Here is a 12,344-nt window from a genome sequence, read left to right as displayed (position 1 = left end):
TTAAAGCACTAAAATTCAAGCTGCTCAGGCTGTTTGCGTTTGCCAAATCGTTTGGCTATATCTCCAAAGATAAAACCAGCATCCACACTCGCGCACTTTTGCTCCGCTTGGGTCTGTACTTTGCCAGGAATAAAGTTCACATCAAAGCCTAAAAGAGTGTCGAATATTTTAATGTTACCGTAAGCATTTTTAATATCACCATCTCTAAACAATTGATAGAGCAGTAGCCAGTATGTGTCGATATAGTAGTTATCACCTGATTTGATGACCGTGTTTGCGAAGTTGATGATTTGCTTGTTGCCAATAAGCATGGAATTCAAAATGGTTAAGCTCACGCAATCTTCGATATCAATGATGGCATCAATAGTTTTATCGGCAGGTGCAATTTCGAGCTTTTTCATTATATGTAAAGGCCAGCAAATGCCATCAGAACGGCGATGTTTGCAGTTTTCAATGATGAGTGCATTTAGGTGTTTATCAATCTCACCTCTATTGATACTGGACTTTTCAATCAGCTCATCCAGATACGGAATTAAAATAGGATAATGCCAAGATAAATTTAGAACACTGCTATAAACGGTCGCTGGCGCTTGCTCGTCAAGAAAGTGGACTATCAATTGAATGGCATACTTCAATACACTACCATCTGGTGTTTGCTTGTTTACAGTGAGTGCATGGTTGATGAATGTAATGGCTTCAGCTGCTGTGAGCTTTGGGTCATCATTATGACCTTTGTTTAATCGACTTGGCAGGCTGCCAAGTAATTCCAATACCCATGCATCTTGGTCTGGTGCAGGCTGTTCGATTATCTGTGTCTTTTGAATGTTTAAAGATAGCTTGTATTTGGCGAGTGACTTACCCAGCAAAAGTAAGAATTGATGCGCGGATTCATTTGTTTCACAGTAGCAACTGTAATCATCAACATATCGATGAAAACTATAACCGGCGGTTCTAAGTTCTTCATCTACTTTGCCTAGAATGATTTCCAAACTGATGTTTGAAGTAGCCGAGCCGATTGGAATTCCTTGAGTCTCATTCCTTTTGCATTTTCTTTGGTACTTATCTACTTCATTGAACCACAAGTGCTGCTGACGATTCGCTTTTGCATGGTCGAATCCAACTAAACCCCATGAAATAGCATGTGAATAAATGCTATTGAAGCAGTTTGATATATCAGCTTTAACTAGAAATCTTTTACCAAAGCTTTCAGTCAGTGCTCGTGTTGTTTTCTCAATAGGGTCTTCATAGTTCATTACCATGATTCGACCATCTTCTCGCTCTTCGGGTTTAATAATACTACTTTCGCTGGTGGTGAATGGCTCTATCTTATCCCAGTGGTCGTGTAGGTGCTTGGCGAGCAATGAGTATGCCTTAGGGTGAATCAGTGACAATTCACGAAATGCGTTGTTATACCTAGTCGCATTGTAAGTCACTAAATCATAGCCACTGCCTTCACGAGTCTTAGATTCATTGAGAGTTGCTAATGCTTCACAAACCTCTGGCGTAAACTGTCTAGTGTTGAGTAGGGGTGGTAATTCACCGATGTTTGATTTCTGATTAGGAAAGTAATTGTAGCGAGTTAGTGCCTTGTAGAGTTTTCTTTTTTTATGAGCGTCCATCATGAGACCATTAACTTAGTTGAATAACATAATCATGCCATAAAAATGATGGTAAAAATGCCGACTTTAACTTAATTCTGAAAACCTGACCTGTGTTGATTTCTAAAGAAAAACCGCCTTCCGGCGGTTTGATGCTTACTTTGAGTTCATGGCTTTTAGTGCTTCGATTATAATATTGCTCTTATCGATTTCAGGCTCACCTTTTGAGAATACCTGCATTATCAGCTTGATTTTAGTGTCTCGCTTGAACTGAAGAATATCTTCTTCTGTCATGCCTTTACACTCTAGAGAGTTGGTTATTTGCTCAGCTAGGATACCTGCCTTTAGCATCGTCATCTTCTCTGTGTTGAGCGATACGATATGTTTAATTAGGAAGAAAAAGACACCAGATAAACCGCCTATAATAAGGGTCGTAGCGGCGACTAGGGGTAGTCTGCTCAGTAGAATATCCCATGCGCTCACATGTACCAAGTAAGGCAGTGTTTCCATAAAGTTCTGACCATTTCGGTAGACATAAATGGCCATACCGACTAAACCTAAAAATGTAATAGTAGCGAACCAATAATAAGCTACTAATTGAGTCTTTGTTTCAGCTGTGTGCCCTGCTGTATCAAAAGTAGTTAGGTTTTTCTCTCGCCGTGCAATGGCTAGCTCTTCTTGTAAACCCTGTAAGGTTTCACGCTCACCAATGATATTAGTCTGGATTTGCTGGACTCTAATCATGGCTTCGTCATGTTCTTTCTTACTTGTGGAAAGTTGTTTCTTGAGTTTATCTAACTGTTGATTGGCTTTGCTCAGTTCAATTGTGACGTTATCGTACTCTTCTGAAATCGCCGCTGTATCGCTACTTACTTTCTTCAATGTCTTTTGGCTGTTTTCAAGAGCACTCTGAGTATGCGATTGTTTTTGCACCAACGTTTGAACGTCGAGTTCAATTGCTTCAAATTTATCTCGCCTAGCGTTGATAATTGAGTTGATATCATTGAATTTTTGTACAATTTTCTGAATTTGAACCTGTGGAGCTCGGTTGGCTTTTTGAAGTGCTTTCTCTGTTTTCTCTAGTTTCTTTATATCAGTATGTAGGGCGCGAAAATTGACTAGCTTTATCGACAGCAAATTACTGCGCTTTGGTAGAATCAAGCCGTAAACCACATCATGTAATTTGTATGTTGTAACGGGAACATTGTGAGCACGCGATGTGACGGTTCTATTCGTTGTAATCTTCTTGTCTGAAGCGATATTGGATATTAACCTAATAGCTGCTTCGGTTTCGTCAGTAGGAGCTTTATCGAATCGCATTTCGGATACGATTACTGGCTCGGAGAATAAAACAACGTGCTCACCCCTTAGTGCGTTTTCGTCATAGTTAGCAGCTCTAAGGGAGCCTGTGATAAACGCAATGGTGGACTGGTCTAAAGATTCAGGCTCGAAATCTTCAATAACCCTCATAAGACCTGAACTGCTATCTGCCCTGTAAGTGGTGTAGAACGAGCTTAGGTTTTCTAGGTACTCATCTAGCGGGCGGGTGATACTATCCGCTTCAATATCACCAAACATCTCATTTAAATCGATGTCTTCCCAGCCTTCTCTACGGTTGCTCATTCTGCCCTCTGAAATTTAGTATTATTCAATTGCATAGAGTGTACCAGAATCAGCAGGAGTGTTGCATATCAATACCTTAAACGCTCACTGTTTATTAATTGCTTCGATTTCTTGGTTATGATGAGAGCTATCTAACTGATGCGTATGTGAATCAGAATGTTCTTGATGTTGTATATCAAACTGTAACGCGAACAGCCATACGTGTTCATGATGATAATAGAGATTGTAAGTTCTTTGTTCCTGACATGAGAGCGGCTAACTGGTTGGCAAATAGGCTACCTAATGCAGTGATTGATGATACTCAAGCCATTACTCTAAAAGATAAAAATGGTGGTCAAGTTGGGAACAAGGGAAATACCTCACAGCGTGGTTGTTCTGTGATTCGAGCTTTAGTTGAGAAGTATGCAACCAAACCCAAAGCTAAAAGGCTGGTGGATAAGTTTGAGAAAGCCAATGGTTTCTATCCAAACATTGATGAGCCAAAACATATGCTCAGATTGTTCAAGGCTAATGCAATGAAGAGAGTGCCAAAAGACTTTAATTTTGATATTTCGGTGAAAGCATGAGTGTAGAACAATATGGTCACTGGAAGTGTCGAGGGGAGTTTGTCCCGAACTGTGTTGCCTTTCTTTATGTCATTCGCTTTCCAAGGCTAGATAAGAAATACATTAGCATAAAAAATAACCGATAAGTTAGTTAGACGAGAAACCACCGTATACAACAGCACGGTAGTATCGAAAGTGCCTAACTGGTGGCATTACACAAGTAGCAGTCCGCTCGGCAATCATTTGTTAAAGAGTGAGGCTGCGGAGTTTGAAATACTGCGGAGCTTTGATATTTGGGCGAAGAAAACCAATAAACCGACATGTATGGATGAAGTTGGCGCAATGCAATACGAGCATAAAGCGATAGAAAGAGCTAAAGAGCGGTATGGCGACTCTATTCTTAATGGTACAACGTTGGATTCATGGCTAAGTGATAACTCGTTACTGACGCATCTATAAGTGGGAAACGTTACCAAACTAGTCTATTAAGAACCCTATAAAGACCAGTTGAGTAACACTTATTGAAAGGATGACGAGGCGAAGCCGAGTTGCCCGCAGGGCTTAAACGTAATCAACGTAACTAATCGGAATGAATCCTTTAGAAAGAGATTGACGCCTGCGGCGTTGATGCCTACGGCATCTCAATACCGACTAGTAAGTTAAACGTAATATTGTGCACAACGTAATCTGTAAAAAATAATCCTTATAAAGAAAGAACTTTATTTTACAGTTTTATTCATTCGAACTTATCGCCTACGACGAAAGCGGCTACGCCGCTAATCACTTTTATGCCATGATATGACGTGAAAGCGTAGCCGAAGGCAGAGCGTAAATCCTCTTTGGCACAAGTAGTAGATGCGTCAGTTACATTTAATCCCACCTAGCATGTTTAAAATCTCAGCTTCATCCCATTCTTTGTAGATGACAGTTTTTTGCTGTTTAGTGTAATGCTGCGTCGTCAATGTTATCTCACGTTTAGTAAACCCGTATTCACTAACATCGCTATCTTTATACATTTGCCATTGGGTGCTTGTGGCACCAGCATCGATAATTGGTTTCCGCTTCCACTCATATGCGTTACCTTGTAACAAAATAAAGAATTCAGCTTTCTTATCAATGGGTTTTTCTAATTGTCTGAGCCAGCCTGTGATTTCGTCAGACCAAACCTGATGGCTATTAAGCTTATCTTGAGTTGTGGTTTTAAAAGCTAGTAGGGGCTCTATACTAACAATCTCGTCATATATACTGTTATCTACAACACGAATAGGTGACCAATAAGCAATACGTTGTTTAGCCTGATTTCGCTGTTTCGCTAATTGACCATAAAGGATGTCACTACTTTCAAGCTCAATTTTGATGAGGTAGTTTTCGTTAATGCTAATACGTTTAACTACTTTTTGAACTGCGTCTTTTATTTCTGTTAGCAGGTCATCATTATCAGATTCTAAGTATGTTTTTATTAACTTAGCCCACTCATGGTAGCTTTCTAAGGTTAAGTCGTTAGGCTTGATTTTTATCTTATTAATTTCATCAACTAGTTGTTGAATATCAGATTTCTCTTTCTCAAGTAATGATTGCAAGTCATTCATTAGCTCAGGATTTTCAAATACAAGTATCTGGCGCTTTCTGAATATTGTTTGTTTATTCTCTAGCTCAGTATTGAGCGCAAGTAGCTCGTTGCTGTCATCCTCAGCTGTAAACACGTGATGCTGAATGCTTTCTAGAACAACTCTATTAACGTGTTTTTGCTGTAGGGCAGGGAAGCAGTTTTTCTCACCACGCTGAGAGGCTGAACAGCGATAGTAGCTGTTACCCTGTGACGTAACCACGCACATACTAGAGTCACAACACTGACAGTAGAGCCGACGAATACCACCTAAGATGCTTACACGTTTACGATTGCCTACTGCGTACGTGCGTTGCTCTTTGATACCACGAATCTGATACCACTCTGATTCTGAACACACAACCAATATAGCCTTCTAAGCTATATTGGTTGTTCTCTAGAGTCACATTTAGACGACCGAATAAGTATTCAGAGCGAAAGAACTTTGCTACTGATGACCAACTCAATACGACGCCATTACGCTCTAAAAACTGCTTACATTTCAATACACCTTTGCCAGCTAAAGCCATTTCTATACACGAACGTGCAAGCTTGAATTTTTCATCATCAACTTGGCAGATTTTGTTTTCAATCTTCATATACCAAGGATGGCGACCAACACCTATATCATAAGCTGTGTCTGGGCTAGGGCGTTCACCACGTTTGAACTGGTTTATACGATGCAATGCGTATTGATTGGTTAGATAGCTTTTCTTCGCACTTTCTTCGTTTGCAGTTTTAAAAGCTAATGTTTTCAATACTGAAGACATTACGCAATCTTTCTTGTATACGTGATTATCTATAGTTGTAAGGATACGAACACCAGAACTTACGATAGTGTTGTATAGGTTTTCAGATGCCGTGAGAGTTTGTCGGCTTAGTCTGTCTAAAGCACGCATAACGATTATCGAACCACTGGCTATTTGACCTGATTCGATGTGTTTAATAATTAGGTTTAGTTCGCCTTCTTTGGCGTTCTTTCCCTTGTAAGAACTGATACCAGCATCATTATAAGCTCGTCCAATAGGCATACTGTGTTCTTGGCTTAGCTGCTCCAGTAAACGACTATCGCCTTGTATGCTCATACTGAGTCCAGAAGTCTGTTTCCCTGTAGAAACCCTGCAATAAGGATAAAGCTTCATACGCTGCCACCAAAATTAAAGATATGAGTGTAACAGATTATAGTTTAGTGATGCGAAACAGAGCTGTCTCGGTATTCTAGAGCATCTATAGGAAACACTTTTTAAGTATTTTCTAAGCAAAAGCATTAAGTCGTAACTAAATAAGGAGCTCATTAGAGCTCCTTTTTTTTGTTCATCTGAAAGTCGCTGTATCCTAAAGCAACAATCTATGACCCATAAGCAGCAATCTATGGCCCATAAGCAATAAGCCCAGTCCGATAGACGGCCGTAAAAATCATTTGAATGAAGTTATAACGACTCAAACGATTAGCGAGTACAGCTGTGCAACATAGCCTTAATATGATCGAATTTGTCGCTATAACTCGTCATTAGCACGGTTTTTCATGCGGTTATAAATTTATCTTTGATAACGAATGGTATATATTTGATTGATCTATATGAATTTGCGTTGGTTTGTGATCATCAAAAGAACATTTACTCTGCTTATCGCTACATTATCAGTTTCAGTGAACGCGTTTGCTGACTCTTTACCTGAGCGTATCGATAACTTCACTAAACTTTTTGATCATGAAATGGCAATTGAATCTTATGATATTCGACTGCTTCAGGCTGATTACCCGACTCGCTTGATCATGCCGTCTTCTATGCTGCCGCAAACTGCTGAATACCCACTAAAAGACATCCAACGCTTATACCGGTTATCAAAAACATGCAGCGGAAAGTTGCCTTTAAGCCCTCTAATCACAGAGCCTTTGGTCTTTACTCGTGCAATGTGTAAAGGAACTAAACTTTCTGATCGTTGGTTTACTCGAAGTGGTTTGATTCATCCCGGTGGCGGTTCATATGCCGCACGCTACGTTGAGTTATACCCAGAGAAATTTGACTCGTTGAAGCGCTACATGCACATTCAAGAGCGACCGAACACCGAACACGATGAACTACTGTCTCGTCTACAGAAGATGGACAATGAAGCCATAACAGCTTTGCTAGCGGGTGCGAGTATGTTTGTTGAGCTTGATGAAATGTGGGTCAAGCGCGGTGATAGATATTACCTGTATAAAGAATCAGTTTGGAACGAAAACGCTACGCTCGCGGGCTTATCCTTTAGTTTGTCCTCAGAAGGCAACAGCTGTTTCGTCCAACGCGGCAATGTATGTTGGGAAATAGAAGATCATTCAGAGCTTCTGCAGATCGCCATGTTTATTTTGGTGATTGCCAATATCCTACTCGTGTTGGGGTGGGCGGTTTACCGTTGGAACAGTAAAAAACAAGAGATGAAGAGCCGCATGCTGGTTCTTCAAATTCTAACGCATGAATTAAGAACACCGATTGCGAGTTTGTCATTGACGGTTGAAGGGTTTAGGCGAGAGTTCGAACACTTGCCAGAATCGGTATATGATGAATTTCGTAGGTTGTGTGAAGATACACGCCGTTTAAGGCAGTTGGCAGAAGCAAGTAAAGACTATTTGCAATCAGACAACCAACCGCTTGCAACAGAGTGGGTGCCAAGTGTTGAAGAGTGGCTTCAATACAAAGTTGAAGAAGACTTTGCTCCGGGCATTGAACTCCGCGTAAACAAAGATATTGCTGCAAAAGTAAACGTATATTGGTTAGGAACGTGTATCGATAACCTGATCAGAAATGCAGTGAAATACGGCGTTGCCCCGGTGATACTAGAACTGAATACTTCTGACAAGAAGCTGACATTCAAAGTTATAGATAATGGAGACTTGTCTCGCAAAGATTGGGGGCAACTAAGAAAGCCATTCGTAAGTAAGAGTGGACTCGGTTTAGGTCTGACGATAGTAGAATCTATGGTCGGAAAAATGGGCGGTCACATGACGCTTATCGGCCCCCCAACAACATTTATTTTGGAGATACCTTGTGAAACAGACATTGCTTCTCGTTGAAGACGATAAAAATTTAGCTGACGGTTTATTAGTTAGCCTTGAGCAAGCTGGATATGAATGTTTACATGCCGAGCTGATCTCTGAAGTTGAAGGCTATTGGGAACAAGCGGATCTTGTGATCCTAGACCGTCAACTTCCTGATGGTGACTCAGTAGATTCACTTCCCGGTTGGAAGAAAAAGAAAGACATCCCAGTTATTTTGCTAACGGCTCTGGTGACAGTAAAAGACAAAGTTGCCGGCCTAGACTCAGGTGCGAATGATTACCTAACGAAACCATTTGCAGAAGCTGAACTGTTTGCTCGAATCCGTGCACAGCTACGCCTACCTGATGCTGAAGATCAAGATGCATCAAAAGTGATGGCTCAAAACCTTGTCATTGACAAAGCAACACGTGAAGTGTTTTTTAACGAACTGGAAGTCACGTTAACGCGTACGGAATTTGATCTATTGCTATTCTTGGCAAGTAATCTTGGTCGAGTGTTTACTCGTGATGAGCTACTAGACCACGTTTGGGGTTACAACCACTTCCCAACAACTCGTACTGTAGATACGCACGTTCTGCAACTAAGACAGAAGTTACCAGGTTTAGAAATTGAAACCTTACGTGGCGTTGGCTACAAGATGAAAGCGTAATGAAAAAAGCCTTACTTCCACTACTCATTTTATCAAGCGTCATCAATACTGCACACGCAGCCGATTGGTTTAAGGACAGTGATGCGCTGACACAAGTGCACAAGCACCTGCTAGATAATGATTTAGCATTGATGTTTGATTCACTAGTGGAAGTTTGGCAAATCAACGCTTCGCAATCTCGCGAAGATCATCTCAATCAGCTGTTCGAGCAAGCATTGAACAAAGATTGTGGGAAAACGCTCACCAAAAACACTTTACCGGACTGGATAAGCTCGGTCGTCGTGAAAAGACACATTATCCAAAGCCCAGGCAGGGAAACATTCCGTGTGGCGATTGACGTTGAATCGGAAAGCAACATCCAAGACATCACCTTTGAGAAGTGGGTCGACAAGGTCGTTTCGTCTGATAGTGAGTTCACCAAAGGTAACCCTGTAATCAATAACACTTCAGTGAGTGTATACAGCAAACGTTATAGCTTAGCGTCTCAACTCGATTCTGGACTTTATCGCCTGACTGTAAAAGGAAATAGCGGTAACTCCTGGAGCACTTGGGTCATTCTTGGTGAAGTGGTTATGCGTCAACAAGTTCGTTGGGCATCTAAAGACTCTTGGTTGATCGATAAAAAAGCACTGCTGAACCCGTACTGCCCATTACCAAAGTTAGACGTAGGTTTGTACGATTATGTCGATGAACGGTATAAGCAGGTGTGGGGTAAAAGTTATGAATCCGATTATCCGACCAATTTAACGGGTGAAGAACTGCCCAATGATCGTTATGTTTTAGCTGTTTCAATGGTACATTCGCGCTGGCAAGGTGACATAGCGATAGAGCAAGCACAAACTATCAGTAAAACTTATGATATTTCTAGCGAAGAGTAGCTAAAGTAATTTAGAATTGAGCCGTTAATAATGTAAGGGATCTAACAAAGATAAACGGCATGAAAAATACAACTAAACTACTCGCAGCATCAATTGCATTCGCCAGTCTTCCTCTTTCAGCAGCAAACTACGCCATTGAAGCGCGTGGTGATGCGATGGGTGGTGTTGGTGTTGTTTCAGCAAACTTCCTAACAGCTCCATTCTATAACCCAGCACTTGTTGCTATTTATCGTCGTAACGATGATATGGGTATGATCACGCCAAGTTTTGGTGGTAGTTATAATGACCCCCAAGACATGAAATCAAATATTGATTCCGCTCTGGCTGCGACAAACACTGCAGATTTAGATGCAGCTCTTAAAAAACTCGATGGTAACCAAGCTAATGTTGAACTTGGTGGTGTTGTCGCATTCGCTATCCCAAATCAATTTATAGCGGCGAACCTATTCGGCAAAGCCTATACAGAATCGTTCGCTACACCAAATGTTTACAACGAAGCGTCAGCGACAGATGCCGATAAGCTTGAGTTGTCGACGGTAGAAGCCGTTGCTATTGGTGTTACCGAAGTTGGATTAACTCTCGCTAAATATCAAACCTTTATGGGGCAGCATATTTCATTTGGTATCACGCCTAAACTTCAACGTATTTACACATACAACTACGTTGCTTCTGTTAAGAGCTACGATTTGTCTGATGTAAGAGACAATGGTGAAGGTGAAACTTCTTTTAATATGGATGCTGGCGCGCTTTGGTTCACAGGTCCATTTCGAGTTGGTTTTTCGGCTACCAACTTAATATCTAGAGATATCAATACCAAAGATACATCTCAAACTTTAACGAGCACGACCAGCGGTGTGACACACAAAGTCGGTGGCCAATACGCATACAAACTAGAGCCAGTATATACCGTAGGTGCTGGTATCGTAGCGGACTACTTCACGCTTAGTGTCGACTATGACTTAAATGAAACCGAAAAGTTTACTTCGTTCAAAGATAATGAACAGATGATTCGCGTTGGTACAGAAGTTGATGTTCTGCGTCAGCTACAGCTAAGGGCAGGGTACTACAAGAATTTGGCATACTCTGGTTCAGAAGGTACAGTCACTGCAGGTATTGGGTTGTCGCCACTCAATTTGTTCCAGTTAGATTTAAGTGCTAACTACACAAATGAAAATGCAATGGGTGCATCAATCAATTTCCTTGCTAGTTACTAACAGTCCTTATATAGTTCTGCTCCTAAATAAAGGAGCAGACTATGCTAAACGACTTACCAACCCTTTCTCACGAAGAACAACAGAAAGCTGTTGAACGAATTCAAGAAATGATGACCCAGGGCATCAGCACAGCACAAGCTATCAAAATCGTTGCTGAGCAAATTCGTGAAGAAATGAGTAATAAAGAAGAGTAGGGCATTAGCCCTTCTTTTTTAACACCTTAGCGCACTATAACTAAATATATTACCCTATAGTATATTATCTCGTACATACCAATTCTTTAGTTACCCTAAACCCCGGACTATTCAAAACCATTAAATGCCTTTCATTCAGTAAGTTACGTTAGAGTAATCCACTTATCAGGCTTTTCTTGGCTTCTATTTGTAATTAAATTACAGCGAGCTCTGAAAGCAATACAACTATCATTTTGGGTGTCAGTATTTATGTCACCATGTCTAAGTAGTTAAATCTATGGCGTTTTTTAAGGATAGTGACGTTGTGACTTCCATTTTTAGTGGATCAGAGTGCGTGATTAGAAGCGTGACGGGAGCAGAATAATAAGGATTTCCTCGAAGAGCAGCGCGAGATAAGTAACGACGGTAATGTTCAAAACCGATACCGCGAGTGACTTACGACTGCTTAGAGAAAGCTTTTACTAGCCAGATATGTGCGGTTTAGAACCAGTAGTTAGGAAGCTTAGAAACGATACATCTCAACCTGAGAATGCGATTAATGGCGTTACTACAGAATGTGTTATTACCGATGGTGAGAGCGCGCTTAGAGGCGTACATATCGATTAGAACCCTAATGAGACAGTAAAGCTTTTGGCTTCTTTAGTCTGCGTTGAAAATCTAACGGCGGCTTAAATGGACAGTAGATATCGACAGGGTATTAATGGCGTCTTGATTGGGTATTGGCAGAGAGTTGAACGTGTAACTGCAGTCTAGTCAAGCGAGCTTTAGTACAACTTTGCGACTTGGTTTCGTCCGTTGTCTTTCGCTTGGTAGAGTGCCTTGTCTGCACGTTTAATTGCAGAACGTATCGATTCATGTTGCTTAAGCTGTGTTACTCCAGTCGAAGTCGTTACTTTAAGCGCTTTAGGCCAAACGCTTTGGTCGATTGCTAGGTATAGATTATTGTGATCCGCACCAGAAGTTTTGGACACTGAGTTAAGTGAGTACAATCACTAACGAG

At 41.0% G+C, this 12,344-nt stretch carries 11 protein-coding genes and 1 pseudogene; 7 read left to right on the top strand and 5 right to left on the bottom strand.

What is annotated here, in order from left to right; genetic code table 11:
• Nucleotides 1-8: 8 nt before the first annotated feature.
• Both drt4 and ACED59_RS13375 read right to left on the bottom strand, forming a co-directional pair.
• On the bottom strand, nucleotides 9-1,619 hold the full coding sequence (gene drt4, locus ACED59_RS13380) for an antiviral reverse transcriptase Drt4 (protein WP_017097886.1): 1,611 nt from the start codon (nucleotides 1,617-1,619) through the stop codon (nucleotides 9-11).
• Nucleotides 1,620-1,754: 135 nt separating this feature from the next.
• On the bottom strand, nucleotides 1,755-3,221 hold the full coding sequence (locus ACED59_RS13375) for a hypothetical protein (protein WP_371705008.1): 1,467 nt from the start codon (nucleotides 3,219-3,221) through the stop codon (nucleotides 1,755-1,757).
• 146 nt (nucleotides 3,222-3,367) lie between these two features.
• Between ACED59_RS13375 and ACED59_RS13370 the strand changes: the two genes are divergently transcribed.
• Together ACED59_RS13370 and ACED59_RS13365 are read left to right on the top strand one after the other, a co-directional pair.
• A complete protein-coding gene (locus ACED59_RS13370) occupies nucleotides 3,368-3,787 on the top strand; it encodes a hypothetical protein (RefSeq protein ID WP_139137224.1) in 420 nt (139 codons plus the stop codon).
• 222 nt (nucleotides 3,788-4,009) lie between these two features.
• Nucleotides 4,010-4,225 carry a hypothetical protein gene (locus ACED59_RS13365; protein ID WP_139137223.1) on the top strand — a complete coding sequence of 72 codons (216 nt, stop codon included), beginning with the start codon at nucleotides 4,010-4,012 and terminating at the stop codon, nucleotides 4,223-4,225.
• Nucleotides 4,226-4,626: 401 nt separating this feature from the next.
• Here the strand turns inward: ACED59_RS13365 and ACED59_RS13360 are convergent, their stop codons facing one another.
• Nucleotides 4,627-5,469 carry a hypothetical protein gene (locus ACED59_RS13360; protein WP_139137222.1) on the bottom strand — a complete coding sequence of 281 codons (843 nt, stop codon included), beginning with the start codon at nucleotides 5,467-5,469 and terminating at the stop codon, nucleotides 4,627-4,629.
• 190 nt (nucleotides 5,470-5,659) lie between these two features.
• Complete coding sequence (locus ACED59_RS13355) at nucleotides 5,660-6,514, bottom strand: recombinase family protein (RefSeq protein ID WP_081326744.1); 855 nt, start codon at nucleotides 6,512-6,514, stop codon at nucleotides 5,660-5,662.
• A 437-nt stretch (nucleotides 6,515-6,951) separates the two neighbouring features.
• On the opposite strand from ACED59_RS13355, the gene vxrA reads away from it, so the two are divergent.
• Genes vxrA through ACED59_RS13330 form a run of 5 tightly spaced genes read left to right on the top strand, consistent with a single transcriptional unit; the run spans nucleotide 6,952 to nucleotide 11,344 of the window.
• Complete coding sequence (vxrA, locus tag ACED59_RS13350) at nucleotides 6,952-8,424, top strand: sensor histidine kinase VxrA (protein WP_009845362.1); 1,473 nt, start codon at nucleotides 6,952-6,954, stop codon at nucleotides 8,422-8,424.
• The gene (vxrB, locus tag ACED59_RS13345) at nucleotides 8,399-9,058 is read left to right on the top strand and encodes a response regulator transcription factor VxrB (protein WP_009845363.1); all 660 of its coding nucleotides are present in this window, start codon (nucleotides 8,399-8,401) and stop codon (nucleotides 9,056-9,058) included. Before vxrA ends, vxrB begins: the two co-directional genes overlap by 26 nt.
• Nucleotides 9,058-9,936: a DUF2861 family protein gene (locus tag ACED59_RS13340; protein WP_017098137.1), complete on the top strand. Its 879-nt coding sequence runs from the start codon at nucleotides 9,058-9,060 to the stop codon at nucleotides 9,934-9,936. The genes vxrB and ACED59_RS13340 overlap by 1 nt, the downstream gene beginning before the upstream one ends.
• 59 nt (nucleotides 9,937-9,995) lie before the next feature.
• On the top strand, nucleotides 9,996-11,150 hold the full coding sequence (locus ACED59_RS13335; protein ID WP_012600631.1) for a conjugal transfer protein TraF: 1,155 nt from the start codon (nucleotides 9,996-9,998) through the stop codon (nucleotides 11,148-11,150).
• Nucleotides 11,151-11,191: 41 nt separating this feature from the next.
• Nucleotides 11,192-11,344, top strand: coding sequence for a YoaH family protein (locus ACED59_RS13330; protein WP_004731009.1), 153 nt, complete (start codon nucleotides 11,192-11,194; stop codon nucleotides 11,342-11,344).
• A gap of 764 nt (nucleotides 11,345-12,108) precedes the next feature.
• Here the strand turns inward: ACED59_RS13330 and ACED59_RS13325 are convergent.
• A pseudogene (locus ACED59_RS13325) lies at nucleotides 12,109-12,288 on the bottom strand (diguanylate cyclase domain-containing protein); the annotation flags it as partial.
• Nucleotides 12,289-12,344 lie beyond the last annotated feature (56 nt).

Source organism: Vibrio sp. FF266 (assembly GCF_041439695.1).
In the GTDB taxonomy this organism is placed as follows: domain Bacteria; phylum Pseudomonadota; class Gammaproteobacteria; order Enterobacterales; family Vibrionaceae; genus Vibrio; species Vibrio tasmaniensis_A.
This window is presented reverse-complemented; position numbering and strand designations above follow the sequence as displayed.